18 protein-coding genes are annotated in these 17,884 nt (G+C 70.6%); 10 read left to right on the top strand and 8 right to left on the bottom strand.

What is annotated here, in order from left to right; genetic code table 11:
- The first annotated feature begins 4 nt into the window (after positions 1 to 4).
- The 3 genes from ABT08_RS01685 to ABT08_RS01675 are packed head-to-tail and all read left to right on the top strand — an operon-like array spanning position 5 to position 3,479.
- Entirely contained in the window at positions 5 to 1,204 is a 1,200-nt protein-coding gene (locus ABT08_RS01685; protein ID WP_048809020.1) for a fumarylacetoacetate hydrolase family protein, read from the top strand.
- Positions 1,201 to 2,712 (top strand): aldehyde dehydrogenase (NADP(+)), encoded by a 1,512-nt coding sequence (locus tag ABT08_RS01680; RefSeq protein WP_288113783.1) that lies wholly within the window; start codon positions 1,201 to 1,203, stop codon positions 2,710 to 2,712. Before ABT08_RS01685 ends, ABT08_RS01680 begins: the two co-directional genes overlap by 4 nt.
- Positions 2,709 to 3,479: a FadR/GntR family transcriptional regulator gene (locus ABT08_RS01675; protein ID WP_288113782.1), complete on the top strand. Its 771-nt coding sequence runs from the start codon at positions 2,709 to 2,711 to the stop codon at positions 3,477 to 3,479. The genes ABT08_RS01680 and ABT08_RS01675 overlap by 4 nt, the downstream gene beginning before the upstream one ends.
- Positions 3,480 to 3,485: 6 nt before the next feature.
- On the opposite strand, the gene ABT08_RS01670 is transcribed toward ABT08_RS01675, so the two are convergent.
- The 4 genes from ABT08_RS01670 to ABT08_RS01655 are packed head-to-tail and all read right to left on the bottom strand — an operon-like array spanning position 3,486 to position 7,086.
- Positions 3,486 to 3,809 (bottom strand): L-rhamnose mutarotase, encoded by a 324-nt coding sequence (locus ABT08_RS01670; protein ID WP_048809018.1) that lies wholly within the window; start codon positions 3,807 to 3,809, stop codon positions 3,486 to 3,488.
- Between the two features lie 2 nt (positions 3,810 to 3,811).
- A complete protein-coding gene (locus ABT08_RS01665; protein WP_048809017.1) occupies positions 3,812 to 4,747 on the bottom strand; it encodes a carbohydrate ABC transporter permease in 936 nt (311 codons plus the stop codon).
- Positions 4,740 to 5,666: a carbohydrate ABC transporter permease gene (locus ABT08_RS01660; RefSeq protein ID WP_056207597.1), complete on the bottom strand. Its 927-nt coding sequence runs from the start codon at positions 5,664 to 5,666 to the stop codon at positions 4,740 to 4,742. The genes ABT08_RS01665 and ABT08_RS01660 overlap by 8 nt, the downstream gene beginning before the upstream one ends.
- A gap of 46 nt (positions 5,667 to 5,712) precedes the next feature.
- Positions 5,713 to 7,086, bottom strand: coding sequence for an ABC transporter substrate-binding protein (locus tag ABT08_RS01655; protein WP_045247807.1), 1,374 nt, complete (start codon positions 7,084 to 7,086; stop codon positions 5,713 to 5,715).
- 157 nt (positions 7,087 to 7,243) lie between these two features.
- On the opposite strand from ABT08_RS01655, the gene ABT08_RS01650 reads away from it, so the two are divergent.
- From ABT08_RS01650 to ABT08_RS01630, 5 genes are read left to right on the top strand one after another with little or no spacing between them, the layout of a single operon-like run.
- Positions 7,244 to 8,266 carry a (R,R)-butanediol dehydrogenase gene (locus ABT08_RS01650; protein WP_045247806.1) on the top strand — a complete coding sequence of 341 codons (1,023 nt, stop codon included), beginning with the start codon at positions 7,244 to 7,246 and terminating at the stop codon, positions 8,264 to 8,266.
- Positions 8,263 to 9,021 carry an SDR family oxidoreductase gene (locus ABT08_RS01645; RefSeq protein WP_288113780.1) on the top strand — a complete coding sequence of 253 codons (759 nt, stop codon included), beginning with the start codon at positions 8,263 to 8,265 and terminating at the stop codon, positions 9,019 to 9,021. Before ABT08_RS01650 ends, ABT08_RS01645 begins: the two co-directional genes overlap by 4 nt.
- Positions 9,018 to 9,647, top strand: coding sequence for a bifunctional 4-hydroxy-2-oxoglutarate aldolase/2-dehydro-3-deoxy-phosphogluconate aldolase (locus ABT08_RS01640; protein WP_048809015.1), 630 nt, complete (start codon positions 9,018 to 9,020; stop codon positions 9,645 to 9,647). The genes ABT08_RS01645 and ABT08_RS01640 overlap by 4 nt, the downstream gene beginning before the upstream one ends.
- Positions 9,644 to 10,588: a sugar kinase gene (locus ABT08_RS01635; RefSeq protein WP_288113779.1), complete on the top strand. Its 945-nt coding sequence runs from the start codon at positions 9,644 to 9,646 to the stop codon at positions 10,586 to 10,588. Before ABT08_RS01640 ends, ABT08_RS01635 begins: the two co-directional genes overlap by 4 nt.
- Positions 10,589 to 10,620: 32 nt before the next feature.
- Positions 10,621 to 11,409 (top strand): SDR family NAD(P)-dependent oxidoreductase, encoded by a 789-nt coding sequence (locus tag ABT08_RS01630; protein ID WP_288113778.1) that lies wholly within the window; start codon positions 10,621 to 10,623, stop codon positions 11,407 to 11,409.
- A gap of 19 nt (positions 11,410 to 11,428) precedes the next feature.
- On the opposite strand, the gene ABT08_RS01625 is transcribed toward ABT08_RS01630, so the two are convergent.
- Together ABT08_RS01625 and ABT08_RS01620 are read right to left on the bottom strand one after the other, a co-directional pair.
- Positions 11,429 to 12,418: a LacI family DNA-binding transcriptional regulator gene (locus ABT08_RS01625; protein WP_288113776.1), complete on the bottom strand. Its 990-nt coding sequence runs from the start codon at positions 12,416 to 12,418 to the stop codon at positions 11,429 to 11,431.
- 22 nt (positions 12,419 to 12,440) lie between these two features.
- On the bottom strand, positions 12,441 to 13,562 hold the full coding sequence (locus ABT08_RS01620) for a Gfo/Idh/MocA family protein (protein ID WP_288113775.1): 1,122 nt from the start codon (positions 13,560 to 13,562) through the stop codon (positions 12,441 to 12,443).
- Positions 13,563 to 13,669: 107 nt separating this feature from the next.
- Between ABT08_RS01620 and ABT08_RS01615 the strand changes: the two genes are divergently transcribed.
- Together ABT08_RS01615 and ABT08_RS01610 are read left to right on the top strand one after the other, a co-directional pair.
- Positions 13,670 to 14,599, top strand: a complete 930-nt coding sequence (locus tag ABT08_RS01615) for a sugar phosphate isomerase/epimerase family protein (RefSeq protein WP_045247801.1) — start codon at positions 13,670 to 13,672, stop codon at positions 14,597 to 14,599.
- A 37-nt stretch (positions 14,600 to 14,636) separates the two neighbouring features.
- Positions 14,637 to 15,800 carry a Gfo/Idh/MocA family protein gene (locus tag ABT08_RS01610; protein WP_056207615.1) on the top strand — a complete coding sequence of 388 codons (1,164 nt, stop codon included), beginning with the start codon at positions 14,637 to 14,639 and terminating at the stop codon, positions 15,798 to 15,800.
- Between the two features lie 69 nt (positions 15,801 to 15,869).
- Here ABT08_RS01610 and ABT08_RS01605 read toward each other — a convergent pair whose 3' ends face one another.
- Together ABT08_RS01605 and ABT08_RS01600 are read right to left on the bottom strand one after the other, a co-directional pair.
- Positions 15,870 to 16,760: an ATP-binding cassette domain-containing protein gene (locus tag ABT08_RS01605; protein WP_048809012.1), complete on the bottom strand. Its 891-nt coding sequence runs from the start codon at positions 16,758 to 16,760 to the stop codon at positions 15,870 to 15,872.
- Positions 16,757 to 17,818, bottom strand: coding sequence for an ABC transporter permease (locus ABT08_RS01600; protein ID WP_045247799.1), 1,062 nt, complete (start codon positions 17,816 to 17,818; stop codon positions 16,757 to 16,759). Before ABT08_RS01600 ends, ABT08_RS01605 begins: the two co-directional genes overlap by 4 nt.
- Positions 17,819 to 17,884: the final 66 nt, after the last annotated feature.

The following is a 17,884-nucleotide window of genomic DNA, read 5'->3' as shown; positions in this document are numbered from 1 at the left end:
CGGGATGACGACGACGTGGCACGGCGGCGCGACCGCCGCCCTCCCGACAGATGCCGCCGACGCCCTGCTGGTCGGACGGGTCTGGGACCCCGCGGCCGAAGGTCCGTCGGTCGTGGCCGTGCGCGGCGACGACGTGATCGACCTCAGCGCGAGCTTCCCGACGATGCGCGCGCTCACCGAGAGCGCCACGCCGGCGGCCGCCGTGCGCGCCGCCTCCGGCCGGCGGCTCGGCTCCGTGGACGCCGTGATCGCGAACACGCCCGTCGAGGCGCGCCACCCGCGGCATCCGTGGCTCCTCTCCCCGATCGACCTGCACGTCGTCAAGGCGGCGGGGGTGACGTTCCCGGTCTCGATGCTCGAGCGCATCATCGAGGAGCGCGCGCACGGCGACCTCGACCTCGCCGCCGACATCCGGGACGAGGTGCTCGGCACGCTCGGCGACGACCTGCAGTCGCTCGTCCCCGGGTCGCCCGAGGCGATGGCGCTCAAGCACCTGCTCGTCGAGCGCGGACTGTGGAGCCAGTACCTCGAGGTGGGCATCGGCCCGGACGCCGAGGTGTTCACCAAGGCTCCCGTGCTCGCGACGGTCGGCGCCGCCACCGATGTGGGAGTGCGCAGCGACTCGGCGTGGAACAACCCGGAGCCCGAGGTGGTGCTGGTCGTGTCCTCGCGCGGAGAGATCGTCGGGGCGACGCTCGGCAACGACGTGAACCTGCGCGACATCGAAGGGCGCAGCGCCCTGCTGCTCGGGCAGGCGAAGGACAACAACGCATCCGCCTCCGTCGGCCCGTTCGTACGCCTGCTCGACGGGCGCTTCACCCTCGACGCGCTGCGTGCGCAGACCGTGACGCTCGAGGTCGTCGGCGCCGACGGGTTCACGATGGTGGCCGAGTCGCCGCTCGCTCTCATCAGCCGCGACCCCGTCGACCTCGTCGCCCAGACGATCGGTCCGAAGCACCGCTATCCCGACGGTTTCGTGCTCTACCTCGGCACGATGTTCGCCCCGGTGCAGGATCGGGACGCCCCCGGGCTCGGATTCACCCACCACCCCGACGACGTCGTGCGCATCGGCTCGCCGGCGCTCGGCACGCTCGTCAACCGCGTGCGCCATGCCGAGACGGTCGAGCCGTGGGCCTTCGGCCTGCACGACCTGTTCGCCTCGCTCGCGCGGCGCGGTCTCCTGACGGACGGAGCATCCCGATGACCCTGACCTCCACCGATCCGCGCACCGGCGTCGCGTCCCCGACGGCCCTCGAGGCCACCTCGGATGCTCAGGTCGACCGCATCGCGACGGCTGCGGCATCCGCCGCCGACGAGCTCAGACGGATGCCCCGGGCCGCCCGGGCAGCGCTGCTGCGTCGCATCGCCGACGAGATCGAGGCCGACCGGGACGCACTCGTCGCGATCGCGGCGGCAGAGACCGGACTCGCTGAGCCGCGTCTGAACGGCGAGCTGACCCGATCGGCGTTCCAGTTCCGGTTGTTCGCCGATGCCGTCGACGAAGGCGGCTACCTCGAGGCGGTCATCGACCACGCGGGTGACACGCCCATGGGTCCCGGTCCCGACATCCGCCGCATGCTCGTGCCGATCGGCCCGATCGCGGTGTTCGGCTCGAGCAACTTCCCGTTCGCGTTCTCCGTGCTCGGCGGCGACACGGCATCTGCTCTCGCGGCGGGCAACCCCGTCGTCGTGAAGGCGCATTCGTCCCACCCCCTCACCTCGGCGCGCTCGTTCGCGGCGCTCGAGGCGGCGGCCCGCGCGGCGGGCGCGCCCGACGGCGTGCTCGGCATCGTCTACGGCCAGCAGGCCGGCGCCGCGCTCGTCGCACATCCCCGGGTCGCCGCGGTCGGGTTCACCGGCTCGCTCCACACCGGACGCATCCTGCGGGAGATCATCGAGTCCCGCGAGAACCCGATCCCGTTCTACGGCGAGCTCAGCAGCCTGAACCCGCTGATCGTCACCCCGGGCGCGGTGACGGCGCGGGGGGCCGACATCGCCGCCGGGCTCTTCGCCTCGGTGACCGGCTCGGCGGGTCAGCTGTGCACGAAGCCCGGCGTCGTCTTCATCCCGCGGGACGGCGACGCGGTCGTCGACGAAATCGTGCGTCTCGCGAAGGATGCCGCGGCCCAGCCGCTGCTCAACGGCGGCATCCACGCCTCGCTGTTCCGCATCGAGCACGCGCTCGTCAGCGCGGGCGGCGCGCACGCCCTGGTGCCGGCGCGGGTGGGCGACACCGGTTTCACCGCGACCCCGGCGGTGCTGGAGATCGATGCCGCGCAACTCACCCCGGCGGCGACCGAGGAGGCGTTCGGCCCGCTCGTCGTGGTGGTGCGGTACGACACGCTCGACGACGTGCTCGCCGCCCTGGACGCCGTGCCCGACTCTCTCACCGCGACTGTCCACGCACAGCCCGACGAGCTCGACGCGGCGGGCCCCCTTGTCGACGACCTCTCCCGGCGCGTCGGCCGGCTCGTGTTCAACGGCTACCCGACGGGCGTGCGCGTCTCGTGGGGTCAGCACCACGGTGGCCCGTGGCCGGCGACGAACACGCTCCACACCTCGGTCGGCGTGACGGCGATCCGGCGGTTCCTGCGCCCCTTCGCCTGGCAGGACGCCCCGGAGGCGCTGCTGCCGATCGAGCTGCGCGACGCCACGACGAGCGTGCCGCGTCGCGTGGACGGAATTCTGCGCCTGGCTACACTGGGCGCATGACCCTCGACCGCCCCGCCTCCGGCGCGACGTCGAGCGTGTTCGGCTCCGCGCCCGCGCGCCTGCCCGCGGCCCGTCTGGGCGTCGCCGTGGTGCGCGACCTCGTCGGCGTCGTCATCAACGGCGAGGTCACCCCCGGCGACACGCTGCCCCCGGAGGAGCGCCTCGCGCAGCACTTCGGGGTCAGCCGCACGGTGATCCGCGAGTCGGTGAAGCGCGTCGAGGAGAAGGGGCTCGTCTCGGTCGCGCCCGGTCGCGGCACGACCGTGCAGCCCCCCACCTCGTGGAACGTGCTCGATCCGGTGGTGCTGTCGGTGATGGTCGAGAACGACGATTCGCTGGGTGTGCTCGATGAGCTCGCCGTCGTGCGCTCGGCCCTCGAGGGCGCGATGTCCGCTGCGACCGCCGAGCGGCGCACCGATGACGAGCTCGCCCGTGTCGAGGCGGCGCTGGCGCACATGGAGGAGTCGATCCACGACGTCGACGCCTACGCGCAGGCCGACGCCGACTTCCACTTCCTGCTCATGGAGCTTTCGGGCAACCAGCTCGCCAGCAACATCACGCAGATCCTGTTCCAGCGGGCTCGCTCCAGCTCGCGGTTCGTGCAGAACCAGACCGACGAGGCCTTCCGTCTCACGCTCGACGAGCACCGCCGCATCTACGACGCGATCGTCGCAGGCGATGCGGATGCCGCTGCTTCCGCGATGCGCTCCCACATCGTCGACGCCTGGCAGCGTCGTCGCCTCCCGACGCGGCGCGATCCGTCCTGACGGGCGTCAGTCGAGGTGCCACGCCTCGTCGAGCTCGACCCAGTTGGCGGCGCCCGACGACTCGTCGAACGGACGCTGGCACGGCCCGGTGCGCGCCCACCATTCCTGGGTGACGGGATCGGCGGCCATCCGCCGCTGGTCGGCGGCGTAGTCGTCGCCGATGTACTCGTAGTAGCCGAACAGCACGTCGCCGGTCACGAAGATCGTGAAGTTGCGGATGCCGCAGGCCGTGATGGTGGCCTCCACCCCGGGCCACACCGCCCGGTGCAGCGCGAGGTACTCCTCACGCCTCTCCGGGGCGGTGCGGGCCACCATGCCGAAACGGCGCACGCTCACTCCTTGGTGCCACCCGCGGTCATTCCCGTGACCAGGAACCGCTGGGAGAACAGGAAGATGATGAGCACAGGGGCGACGGACAGCAGCGTCGCGAGGGCGAGCGTCGGCATGTCGATCGTCACCGACCCCGCCGAGGTCGGGTTGAACAGCGGCACGTTCGAGAGCAGTTCGGCCAGGCCCACCTGGATGGGCGACTTGCGGCCGGGAGCCATGACGAACGGCAGGAAGTAGTTGTTCCAGTTGCCGACGAGGTTGAAGAAGCCGACGAGCGCGATCACCGGCGTCGCGAGCGGCATCGCCACCGACCAGAACACCCGGAACTCGCCCGCACCGTCGATGCGCGCCGCGTTGAGGAGGTCGCGCGAGACGCTCGTCGAGAAGTAGATGTACGTCAGATAGACCCCGAACGGGAAGAACGAGAAGGGCAGGATGACCGCCAAGGGGGTTCCGACCAGCTTCACCGCGCTGAGCTCGAGGAACACCGGGAGGACGAGCGCGGTGCTGGGGATGAGCATGACCACGAGGGTCACGGCGAGCAGCGCCCGGCGCAGCCGGAACTCCGTCAGCGCGAGGGCGTAGCCGGCAGGGATGCTCACGGCGAGGGTGATCACGAGGGCGACACCGCTGTAGAGCACCGAGTTGCCGAGCCACGTCCAGACGATGCCGTTCTGGAAGGTCATCAGGTTGTGCCAGTTGGTCGCGAGCGCGTCGAGGGACCCGATGCTGAACGGGTTGTCGACCAGCAACTGCCGGGCGTCCTTCGTCGGGGCCAGCAGCAGCCAGACGAGCGGCAGGGCGAAGAACACGACGAAGAACGCGGCCACGACGAGGGCGAGCACCCGCCCGACCCAGCGTCCCGGGGCGAAGCCGGTGCCGCGCACGGCGTGCGGCTCGGTCGTCGTGAGCGGTTCACGCACGTCGATGTCAATCACGCTCAAAGAGACCACCCCGGAAGACGAAGAAGGTGGCGAGTCCGAGCGCCACGACGAGCAGCATGAGCGAGATCGCGGCGGAGCCGTTGAAGTCGTTCTGCTTGAAGGCGAAGAGATAGGCGAGCTGGTTGAGCGAATAGTCCGGCGGGACGACACCCTTCGACGCCTGCGAGAGCACGCGGGGTTCGACGAACAGCTGCGTTCCGGCGGCGAGGGACATGATCCCCATGTAGGAGATCCACTTCTTCATGAGGGGCAGCTGGATGTACCAGGCGGTCTTGACGGCACCGGCGCCGTCGATGCGGGCGGCCTCCATGACCTCCACCGGGATGTTGTTGAGCGCGCCGTACATGATGACGATCCATCCGCCGGCGCCGGTCCAGAACGCGATGACGGTGAAGACGACGGGCAGGTTCTCCAGCGACACCGTCTGCACGAAGGACTGCAGGCCCAGCATGTTGAGCACGCCCGAGACCGGGCTCACCGTCGGGTCGAGCAGGAACAGCCACAGCATCACGCTCGAGGCCCCGGCGAGCGCGCCGGGGATGTAGTAGATGAACCGCACCGTCGAGGAGAGCCAGCGCGCCCCGATCGCGTGCACGATCAGCGCGAGAAGGACGACGAACACGGTCTGCATCACGAGCCAGATCACGAGGTACACCGCGACGTGCTGCACGGCGGGCCAGAAACGGTAGTCGTCGAACACCTTCGCGAAGTTGGCGACGCCGACGAAGGCGCCGTTCTTGGTGAAAGCCAGGTAGACGGCGTAGAGGGCCGGGATGACCCCGAACAGAAGCAGCAGCACGCTGTATCCGCTCGAGAACGCGTACCCCATGACGGCTTGGGCGCGGGTGGGGTTCCTCCGCGCGGCGGCGTCCCGCCGCCGACCCCGTGAGGAGCCGACGGCGGGCGCCGTCATCGTGTCGACAGTGATGATGTGTTCCTTCCGCTGCGGTGCGGGGCTGTCACTGGATCGTGTATCCCTGGACCTTCGCCTCGTTGACCATCTCGGTCTTCCAGTCGGAGGTGAGGGAGGCGAGGGTCTTGCCCGCGGCGAGGCCCGGGACGACAACCTTCGCATACGCGGTCTCGGGGCTGAAGCTGGGGTAGCCCCAGCCCGACCAGATCTCGCCCGCGGCATCCGTCACGTTCTTCTCGAAGTCGCCGACGAAGTAGCCGCCGCTGGCCTGCTTGGCGATCCACTTCTGCGCGGCCGAGGCGTATGCGGGGTAGCCCGGCGCGAGGTCGACCTGGTACTCGTCGGCGCTCGTCACGAACTGCAGGAACGTCTTGACGGCCTCGAGGTTCTTCGTGTGGCTGGAGGCGTACCAGACGCCGCCGCCCACGTTGCCGGTGCCGATCGAGTCGCCGTTCCAGTGGAGCGGCACTCCGGCGCCGATCTGGCCGGCGGGGACGTTCAGGCTGTCCTTGCTCTGGAAGATCGCTCCGGTGTACCAGACCGGGCCGGGCATGCCGAGCACCTTGCCCTGGTACTTCTTCACGAAGTCGGCGCTGAAGACGCTGTCCTGAACGAGAGTGCCGTTCTTGAGCATGTGGTCGATCAGGTCGGTCATCTTCTGCGACTTCGGGTCGTCGAAGTTGCTCGAGAAGGTCGACGCGGTCGACTGGAAGATCGGCGCCTGGGCTCCGTAGTAGTACACGTAGGTGCCGACGAACGAGTCGCCGACCGATCCGAGGATGTAGCCCGGGTGCTCGGCGGCGAGCTTGTCACTGAGGGCCGCGTAGTCCTCCCACGTCTGCGGGATCTGGTAGCCGAACTGGGTGAACAGCGACTGGTCGTACCAGAAGACGACCTGTGCGAGGTCGTTGCGCAGTCCGTACACCGTGCCGTCGACGGTCACCGGGTCGAGCGCGCCCTTCGAGAAGCCGTCGAGGAAGCTCTGGTCGAACCATCCCTTGTTCAGGGGCGCCGCGAAGGCCTGCTGGCCGTTGTTCTCCTTCGATGCCCATGAGGCGTCGTTCGTCTGGGTCGACCAGACGACGTCGGGCCAGCCCTCCCCCGACTGGTCGAAGAGGGAGATCTTGGTCTGGAAGGACCCGGACCCACCGGCGTTGCCGTCGTAGGTCTCCTTGTTGACCTTGATGTTCGGGTACTTCTTCTCGAACGCGGCGACCGCCGGCTCGCGCGCGGCATCCACCCACACCGTGATCGCACTGTCGGCGACCTGGTCGGCGGGCGTGAAGCCGAGACCGCTGTCGGTGGCCGTGCCGGTGCTGGATCCGCTGCAGGCGGAGAGCACCAGCAGTGCGGTGGCGGCGGTGGCGATGAGGGCGGCGGATCGGGAGAGGCGGGTGAAGCGTCTTTGCTGTGGAGCCATTGCTCGTCCTTTTCTGGTCGACGTCGTTGACGACTCGCGGCCGGACTGGCCGGCGGGTGAGTTGATTAGATCATACATGTGACCTATTAGCAATGAACCCCTGTTCTCGGCCCGGATCGACTGTTACATTCGTCTTACGTCATACCTTTGGAGTGCCATGCGTACAGTGCAGTACCTCGGCGACGCGACCGTCGCCGTCGCCCATGTCGAACCCACCCCGCCGCCGCGCGGCTACGTGCAGATCGCCGTCGCGTACACCGGGCTGTGCGGCACCGACCTCCATGTCGTGCACGGAAGCATGGACTCCCGCGTGACGACCCCTCTCAGTTTCGGGCACGAGATGAGCGGCACGGTAGCCCGCATCGGCGAGGGCGTGTCGGGATGGCGGATCGGCGCACCCGTGACCGTCATGCCGCTCTCGTGGGACGGCACCTGCCCCGCCTGCCGTGCGGGTCACTCCCACATCTGCCAGAACCTCGACTTCATCGGCATCGACTCCCCCGGCTCGCTGCAGGAGTTCTGGAACGTTCCGGCGGAGACCCTCGTCGCCCTCCCCGACGGACTCCCGCTCACCCACGCCGCACTCGTCGAGCCGACCGCCGTCGCCGTGCATGACGTGCGACGGTCGGGTCTGCGGCACGGCGACAAGGCCGTCGTGATCGGCGGCGGGCCGATCGGAACGCTCATCGCGACGGTGGCGCGCCGGTTCGGCGGTGAGGTCGTGCTGGTCGAGCTCGATGAGCGTCGTCGCGCGCAGGCCGCCTCGCTCGGATTCACGACCCTCGATCCGACGAGCGTGGACCAGGTCGCGTGGATCGAGGAATGGACGGGCGGCGCCGGCGCCGATGTCGTCTTCGAGGTCTCGGGCTCGGCGGCTGCCGTGCGCGGGGCGACGGCGCTCGCGAAGGTTCGGGGAACTCTCGTCGTCGTCGCGATCCACGGCGTGCCGCGTGAGATCGACCTGCAGCGGGTGTTCTGGCGGGAGCTGACCATCGTCGGCGCCCGCGTGTACGAACGCGCCGACTTCGAGACGGCGGTCGAACTCCTCGCCGAGGGCCACATCCCCGCCGATGCGCTCATCACGCGCATCGTGCCGCTGAGCGAGACCGCCGCCGCCATCGCCGACCTCGAGCAGGGGCTCGCGATGAAGGTGCTCGTCGACGTGGCGGATGCCTCGTGAGCTCGCCGTTCGATCTCACCGGACGTACCGCGGTCGTCACGGGGGCGCGGCGCGGGATCGGCTTCGCGATGGCCCGCGCCTTGGCGACCGCCGGCGCGGACATCATCGCGGTGAGCTCGCAGATCGAGGAATCGGGCAGTGCCGTCGAATCGGTCGTGCGCGGCCTCGGGCGCCGGTTCCGCGCCCTGGCGTGCGACCTGTCCAATCGTGACGCCGTCGACCGCCTGGTCGGCGCACTCGACGACGAGCGTGTCGACGTGCTGGTCAACAACGCCGGCACCATCCTCCGGGCGCCGGCGGCGGAGCATCCGATCGAGTGGTGGGACGAGGTGCTCGACGTCGACCTGCGCAGCCAGTTCGTGCTCGCCCAGGCGGCCGGCCGGGCCATGATCGAGCGCGGCACCGGGAAGATCATCTTCACGGCGTCGCTGCTGAGCTTCCAGGGCGGCATCAACGTACCCGGCTACGCCGCGGCGAAGTCGGGGATTGCGGGGCTGACGCGGGCGCTCGCGAACGAATGGGCGCCTCGGGGTGTCAACGTGAACGCGATCGCGCCGGGCTACATCGCCACCGACAACACCGCCGCGCTGCGCGCCGACGAGGAGCGGTCGGAGAGCATCCTCGCCCGCATCCCCGCGGGACGCTGGGGCACGGCCGAGGATCTCGGCGGCGCCACGGTGTTCCTCGCCTCGGCGGCGTCGGACTACGTGTCGGGCGTCGTGCTCCCCGTCGACGGCGGATGGCTCGGACGATGACGGGCATCCCCGGCACCATCCTTCCCGTGGTCACCGTCTCGGCGGAGGAGGATGCCGTGGAACTCGCTCGCGCCCTCGCCGCGGGCGGAGTACGGGCCATCGAGATCACTCTGCGCACACCCGAGGCAGCGGCCGCGATCCGCGCGGTCGCCGCGGAGGTGCCCGAGATCACCGTGGGAGCCGGCACCGTGACCGACGGCCGCTTCGCCCGCGCCGCCTGCCAGGCGGGCGCGGCCTTCCTCGTGAGTCCGGGGCTCAGCGAGAGCGTCGCCGCCGCCGCGCGCAGTCTCGCGGTGCCGTTGATCGCGGGCGTCGCGACGGGAACCGAGCTGATGCGCGCGGTCGGCATGGGGCTCGAGGTCGTGAAGCTCTTCCCCGCACACCTCCTCGGCGGCGCCGCCGCCGTCGACGCCTTCTCGGCACCCTTCCCCGGGCTGTCGTTCGTGCCGAGCGGCGGCGTCGACGCCGCGAACCTCGCCGACTATCTCGCACGACCCGCGGTCGGCGCCGTCTCGGGCAGCTGGCTCGTTCCCCGGGGACCCCTCGACGCCGACGCCCTCGCGGAGGTCACCCGACGCGCAGCCGCGGCGACGGAGACCGTCCGGCGCCTGCGGGGCGACGAATGAGCGCCGACCTCGTCACGCTGGGCGAGACCATGGCGCTCGTGCGCGCGACGGAGGTCGGCTCCCTCGAGCACGTCACCGGGATGCGGCTCTCGGTGGGGGGTGCGGAATCGAACGTCGCGATCGCTGCGCGGCGACTGGGCGCATCGGTCGCATGGATCGGACGGGTCGGCGACGACGGCGCGGGACGGCGCATCACGCGGGAGCTGCGGGCCGAGGGGGTCGACGTGCACGCCCACGTCGATGACGGTGCCGGCACCGGGATGATGCTGAAGTCTCATCCGTCGGCGACGACGACCGAGGTGACCTACGGCCGACACATGAGCGCGGGCAGTCGCCTCGCTCCCGACGATCTTCCGGCCGACGTGTTCACGACGGCGCGGATCGTGCACGTGACCGGCATCACCCCGGCACTGTCGGCGTCGGCGGAGGCGGCGATGTGGGACGCCCTCGACCGAGCGGATGCCGCACACGCGATCGTGTCGTTCGACGTGAACTATCGTTCCCGGCTCTGGCGGCACCGTGACCCGTCGACGCTCTACCGCGCCGTGACGGCGCGGGCGGGGATCGTCTTCGCCGGGCTCGACGAGGCACGGCTCCTGGTCGGCGGCGGCACACCCGCGCAGGTGGCGCGGCGCCTCGGCGAGCTCGGCCCCGCGGCCACGATCGTGAAGCTCGGCGCCGAGGGGGCCGTCGCCGTGATCGACGGCGCGGAGCTGTGGGTCCCCGCGGTCCCCGTGGCGGTCGTCGACACGGTCGGCGCCGGTGACGGGTTCGTGGGCGCCTATCTCGCAGCGACCCTCGCCGGCGCCCCGGTCGCAGAGCGGCTCGCCCTCGCAGCGCGGGTCGGCGCCGCCGCGTGCACGGGACCGGGCGACTGGGAGTCATATCCCCACGCCCGCGACCTCGCCCACGAGGGGCCGCTCGATCCCGTGCAGCGCTGACCCGGGACATCCGGCGCGCCTAGAGTGTGCGCATGACGATCACCTTCCGCGGCACCACCGCGCTCATCACCGGCGCGAGCGCAGGGCTCGGCACCGAGTTCGCCGACCAGTTCGCCCGTCGCGGCGCCGACGTGGTGCTGGTCGCTCGCCGGGCCGACCGTCTCGAGGAGATCGCGGCCGAGGTGCGCTCCCGCCACGGCGTCAGCGCCCACGTCGTTCCGCTCGATCTCACCGAGCCGGGCGCCGTCGCGACCCTCGCGGACGAGCTCGAGGGACGCGGCATCCGCGTCGACCACGTCGTGAACAACGCCGGCTTCGGCATGAAGGGCGCGTTCGCCGAGGCCGATGCGGAGCGCATCGACGCGCTCGTGCAGCTGAACGTGGCGGTGCTCACATCGCTCACGCGGGCGTTCCTGCCGGCGCTCGTGGCCCGCGGCAGCGGCACGGTCATCAACATCGCGAGCACGGCCGCGTTCCAGCCGCTGGCGTCGATGGCGATCTACGGAGCGTCGAAGGCCTACGTGCTGAGCTTCACCGAGGCGCTCGCGCACGAGGTGCGCCCGCAGGGCGTGACGGTGCTGGCGGTGTGCCCCGGAGCCACCGCGACCGAGTTCTTCGACGTGGTCGGCGATGCGCGCGCCGCGGTCGGCGCCATGCAGACCCCGACCCAGGTGGTGGATGCCGCGTTCCGCGCCCTCGCCCGCCGGAAGCCGCCGTACAGCGTCGTCTCGGGCGTGCAGAACAAGACCGGTGCGGTGATCGTCGGCCTCGTGCCCCGGCGGGCGCGCGTCGCGCTGACAGCGGGGCTGCTCGAGCGCTGAGCGCGGAGCAGGGGCAGGCTCAGGACGGCGCGAGCCCGGTCGTGCCGCGCACGATCAGGGTCGGGGCCGAGGTGCGCGTCAGCCGTTCCGCATCGGGACGCGAGACCCGCTCCGCGGCGAGCTCGGCGGCCGCGCGTCCGAGCTCCGCGCCGTGCAGGTCGACCGTCGTGAGCGCGGTGCCGGGAGCCCGGCTCATCGAGCTGTTGTCGTAGCCGACGACCGACAGGTCGACGCCCGGCACCAGCCCCCGGTCGTGGGCGGCATCGAGCACCCCGAACGCCGCCTGGTCGTTGTACGCGAAGATCGCGGTGGGCGGCTCCGGCCCGTCGAGCAGCGCCGCCGCGTCGATCGCGTCCTGCGCGCGCAGGTACGAGCTCGACGCCACCCGGGGTGCGAGGCCGGCTGCGCGCATCGCCGCCGCGTAGCCGCTTCCGCGCCCGCCGTAGCCGTCGCCGGGCGGGTTCGCGAGGAACGCGATGCGCCGGTGGCCGAGCCCGGCGAGATGCTCCACCGCGGCACGCGCGCCCGCCTCGTTGTCGGTGATCACCGCATCCACCGACGGGATGTCGCGTGCCACCGCGACGACCGGAACATGGCGCGAGACGGCCTGCACCGCGACATCCGGCAGCTGGAGGCCCACCCCGACGATCACGTCGACGCGGCTGCGCCGCAGCGTGTCGAGGGCCGCCGCATCGCCGCGGCCGTCGAGTGTGCCGACGGCCATGACCAGGCTCTTCCGGGCCGGCTCCACGACGGCGCGCACTCCGTCGAACACGTCGGCGAACACGTCGTTGTGGAGGTCCTGGATGAACACGCCGACCGTGCGCCCGCCCACGCCGGCGAGCCGGGCCGCGACCTGGTCGGGTGCATAGCCGAGCCGCTCGCCGATCGCGAGGATGCGGGCGCGGGTCGCGGCGCTGACGCCAGCGGCGTCGCGGTAGGCGATCGAGACGAGCGCGCGGGAGACCCCCGCCTCGCGCGCGACGTCCTCCATCGTGACCCGCTTCACGTCACGCACCTTCCCGTGCTCGTCACACTGACTCCCACCGTAGAGTGCGCGACGACCGGCGCACCGCCTCGGCGATCGCGAACGCCTGCGCGCCGTCGGCGAACGTCGCGAGGTCTCCGCTGTGGTCGCCGCCGCCCGCGATGGCGCCCGAGATCGAGACCCATTCGTGCAGCACCGTGTCGTCCCAGCCGAGCACGTGGCCCGGCGCGTACCAGTTCGCCATGAGCGGATGCCCCGGCTCGGTCACCAGCACACGGCGGAACCCCTCGCGCTGATCGTCTCCCGAGTCGAGGAAGAGCTCCAGGCTGTTGAGATCCTCCATGCTCCACCGGAGCGCGCCGAGGGACCCCGTGAGGTGGACGAATTGCTCGCCCTTTCGGCCGGTGGCGATGCGGGACACCCGCACGTCGGCGGTGACGCCGCCCTCCATCGTGAACAGCGCCGCGTAGGAGTCCTCCGGGTCGGTCCCCACGCGCGCCGGGACGACACCGCCGCCGCTGAGCGTCTGCACGTTCGCGACCGCGCTCCGCGGCTCACCGACGAGCCAGCGCAGCAGATCGAGCACATGCGACAGGTCGAAGACCACGCTTCCGTCGATGGGGTCGTCGAAGCGCCACCCGGTTCGGTCGACCGGGCGTGACGCCCAGTCCTGCTCGTAGCCGAGCGAGACCGATCGCAGCGCTCCCAGCTCGCCGGACCGGAGCAGCCGGCGGGCGAACTGCAGCGCCGGCACGAAGCGATAGTTGTACGAGGCCACTGCGAGGGTCGGCACGGCGGCCGCGGCATCCACCATCGCGGCGACGTCTTCGGCGCGGGTCGCGAGCGGCTTCTCGCACACGACGTGCCGGCCCGCGGCCAGCGCGGCGATGCTGGCGGGCGCGTGCACGGCGTTCGAGGCGAGGTTCACGACGACGTCGACGTCCGGATGGGCGACGACCCGCTCCCAGTCATCGGTCGACTCGCGGAAGCCCCAGGTGGCGGCCGCAGCCGAGGTGCGTGCCGCATCCCTCCCCGCCACGACGACGAGGTCGACGCCGTGGGCGCGTCCCGTCAGCACATCGAGGCGCCGCAACGCGCTGACATGGGCGCGCGCCATCCAGCCCGTACCGATGACTCCGACGCCGAGACGCGTGCGTGCGGTCATGCCCACTCCTCTCACGACGAGCATCGCCCGCCGTCGCTCTTGCACACAGACCTAGAGCGCTCTAGATTACCCTTTGTCCGTACAATAACAACCCGAAAGGAGTGCCGGTGAGCACCCCTGACAACGACGTCGCCGCTCCACGCGTCGGCATCGCCCCCGACTCCTGGGGCGTCTGGAACGCCGTCGACGACCGCCAGCCCCCTCCCGAGCAGTACCTGCGCGAAGTACAGGAGGCCGGCTACCACTGGACCGAGCTCGGCCCCTACGGCTACCTCGGCACCGAGGCATCCGCCCTCGCCGACGACTTCGCGGCCCACGACCTCGCCCTCTCGGCGGGAACCGTGTTCACCCACCTGCACCGGTCGCCGGAGGAGGTCGAGAACGCGTGGCGCGACGTCACCGAGGTGGCGCGACTGGTCACCGCGCTCGGCGGTGAGCACGTGATCACCATCCCCGGCCTGTGGGAGCGCGACGCGAACGACGACGTCGTGGGCGCCCGCACCTTCACGGCCGACGAATGGGGCACCTTCACAGCCGGGCACGACGAGATCGGCAAGCGCCTCTGGGAGGAGTTCGGCCTCCGCCAGCAGTTCCACTCCCACGCCGAGAGCCCCATCGGCTCGTACCTCGAGGTGGTGCGCCTGGTCGAGAACACCGACCCGCGGTACACGAACCTGTGCCTGGACACCGGGCACCTCGCGTACTACTGGGGCGACAGCGTGCGCCTCATCCGGGCCTTCCCCGACCGCATCGGCTACCTGCACCTCAAGCAGGTCGAGCCCGACCTGCTGGCGCACGTGCTCAAGAACGAGATCTCGTTCGTCGAGGCCGTCACCCGCGGCGTCATGGTCGAGCCGCCCCACGGCGTGCCTGACTACGGACCTGTGCTGCACGAGGCCGCCCTCGCCCACCCGGGCGTGTTCGCGATCATCGAGCAGGACATGTACCCCGTCGGCGACTTCGCCGCACCCCTCCAGATCGCGCGACGCACGCGCGAGTACATCACCGGATGCGGCGGCCCCGCACGCTTCCGCTGACCCCGCCTCGACACCCATCACCCAAGGAGAACCACCCATGTCCACCCCCATTCGTGTCGGCGTCATCGGCGCCGGAATGGCCGGCCAGGCGCACGCCTTCGGCTACCGCAACGCGATGATGGCGACCAGCTCGCCGCTCTCAGTCGAGCTCGTCGCCATCGCCGACCCCAACCTCGCCCTCGCCCAGTCGGTCGCGGACCGCTACGGGTTCGCGAGCGCCACCGCCGACGTCGACGCGTTCATCGCGAGCGACGTCGACGCCATTAGCGTCGCGCTTCCGAACTTCCTGCACGCCGAGGTGCTGCCCAAGGTGCTCGCCTCCGGCAAGCACGTCTTCGCCGAGAAGCCCATCGGTCGCACCCCGGCGGAGTCGTCGCACCTGCAGGCGCTGGCCGAGGCCTCGCCCGCCGTGACCGGTGTCGGCTTCTCGTTCCGCCGACTGCCCGGCCTCGCCGCACTCGCGCGTGCGGTCGCCGACGGGCTCGTCGGAGACATCCACACCGTGCGCGGCTGGTACAACGCCGACTACGCGGCCGACCCGGCCGGCGCGCTCTCGTGGCGCTTCTCGCAGGAGCAGTCGGGCGGCGGCGCGCTGCTCGACATCGGCGCCCACGCGATCGACGCCGTGCAGTTCGTCGCCGGACGCATCGCGGAGGTCTCGAGCGCGTCGCTGCGCACCGTGATCACCGAGCGACCCCTGGCGACCGCGGGCGCGATCGGCCACGGGGCATCCGGATCGTCCGAGAAGGGAGCGGTCACCAATGACGACGTCGCTCTGCTCGGGGTGACGCTCGACTCGGGCGCCATCGGGCAGATCGCGCTCAGCCGCATCGCCGCGGGGGTTCCGAATTCGCTCGGCGTCGAGGTGTTCGGCTCCGCGGGCAGCGCCGTGTTCGACTCGATCTCGGCGGGCGAGTTCCACCTCTTCGAGAACGCGACGTCGCCGGCCGCCTACAACGGTCCGCGCCGCATCTTCACCGGGCCTGCACACCCGTACTTCTCGGATGTCGCCGCCATGCCGGGCGCCGGCGTGGGCACCGGCTACGCCGAGGCGTTCGTCGCGGAGATCCAGGAGTTCCTCCGGGCCATCACGAACGGCACGCCGATCGACACGGACTTCGCCACCGCCACAGCGATGATGAACGTCGTCGGTGCGGCGTTCGAGTCGGCACGCACGCGAGGCCCCGTCCCGGTCGCCTGACCTCCGGGAACAACGAACCCCCTCCCCGATTCGGGGAGGGGGTTCGTGCTTCTGGGAACGGCAGCGCGATCAGGCGCGGATCGACGAGATCTCGTGGGCGAGGGACTCGAGCTCGGCACCGCCGGCCATCGCCTGGATGAGTTCCTCGAGCTGCACCTTGCCCCGCTCGAACTCCGCGAGCAGCCGGCCGCGGTTGAGCAGGTAGAACCGGTCGCCGACCATGAAGGCGTGGTGCGGGTTGTGCGTGATGAACACGACGGCGACGCCGCGGTCGCGTGCCGCGAGGATGTACTTCAGCACGATGCCCGACTGACGCACACCGAGAGCGCTCGTCGGCTCGTCGAGGATGAGCACCTTGGCACCGAAGTGCACGGCCCGGGCGATCGCGACGGCCTGGCGCTCACCGCCCGAGAGCGTGCCGATCGGCTGGTCGGTGTCGCGCAGGTCGATTCCCATCTGCTTGAGGGCGGACTTCGTGACGTCCTTGGCGTTCTTCACCGAGAGGAGTCCGAGAGCCTTCGGGCCGCTGACGGGCTCGTTGCCGAGGAAGAAGTTGCGCCAGATCGACATCAGGGGAACCGTGGCGAGGTCCTGGAACACCGTCGCGATTCCGCGCCCGAGCGCATCGCGCGGCGACGAGAACTCGACCGGCTCGCCGTCGAGCGTGACGGAGCCCGAGCTCGGCTTGTGGACGCCCGACAGGATCTTGATCAGCGTGGACTTGCCGGCGCCGTTGTCGCCGAGGACGCACGTGACGGTGCCCGGGTCGACACGGAGGCTGATGTCGCGCAGAGCGATCACGCTGCCGAAGGTCTTGCCGACCTTCTTCAACTCGAGGGCGGCCTGAACTCCGGTGGGAAGCTCGTGCGCGTTCTCGGCCGCGGCTTCTTCGACGGCCGCGACGATCTCCTGGTCGGCGACCGCGTTCGTCTCGTCCTGAGGCTCGTTGACGGTGCTCATTTCTTGCGACCTCCCTGGGCGCGACGCGAGATGGTGATGTTGATCAGCACGGCGGAGAAGAGGATGACGCCGAGGAACGTCGACACCCAGTCCTGGTCCCAGAGCGCGTAGGGGATGCCGATGGCCGCGAAGCCCATGATCAGCGCACCGATCGAGGCTCCGATCGCGGAGCCGGCGCCACCGGTGAGGAGCGTGCCGCCCACCGCCGCGGCGATGATGTAGTAGAACTCCTGGCCGACACCCTGGCCGGCCTGCATGCCGCGAAGACGCAGCAGGAACATGATGCCGACGAGCGATGCGGACACCGAGGTCATCACGAACAGGGTGATCTTGGTGCGGTTCACCGGGACGCCGGCGTTGCGCGCGGCGTTCGCGTCGCCGCCCGAGGCGAAGATCCAGTTGCCGAAGACCGTGCGGGTGAGCAGAAGCGTCGCGAAGATCGTGATCACGAGCCACCACACCAGGGAGATCTGGAACTGGGTGCCGGCGACGTCGAAGGTCGAGGAGAACAGCGACCTGGCGGAGTCGAACCCATCCCCCTGGTCGACGCCCGAGACGCGGACCGTGCCGGTGAGACCCTTCGTGATGGCGAGGTTCGCGCCCTTGAGCACGAAGAAGGTGCCGAGGGTGACGATGAAGGACGGGAGCGCGGTGCGGATCACCAGGATGCCGTTGATGAAGCCGATCACGGCGGCCATGACGACGGTGGCCGCGATGGCGGCCCAGACGTTCCAGCCGAGCTGAGTGATCAGCAGACCCGCGAACAGGCCCGACGTTCCGACCATGACGCCCGAGGAGAGGTCGAACTCGCCGCCGATCATGAGGAGTGCGACGAAGACCGCGACGATGCCGACGGGGGCCGCGAAGTCGGTCCAGCCGGCCGCGCCCTCGAGGGTCGCGAACTTGCCGGTCGTGTCGACGAAGGTGAAGAGGAGGAAGATCGCGACCGCGCCGATCAGTGCGCCGAGCTCGGGGCGGCGGAGCGTCTTGAGGTACCAGGGGGTGCGGCTCACGCGTTCATCGACCGCGATGTTGCTCGTGTTCGTGAGGAAAGACATGTTGTGGCTGCTCTCTGAAGAAGGGCGGCGCGCCCGTCATGGTGACGAACGCGCCGCCCGGAGGGA

The organism is Microbacterium sp. SCN 71-21 (assembly GCF_001725695.1).
GTDB lineage: Bacteria > Actinomycetota > Actinomycetes > Actinomycetales > Microbacteriaceae > Microbacterium > Microbacterium ginsengisoli.
The sequence above is the reverse complement of the archived record's forward strand: the minus strand, read 5'-3'. Positions and strand labels throughout refer to the sequence as shown.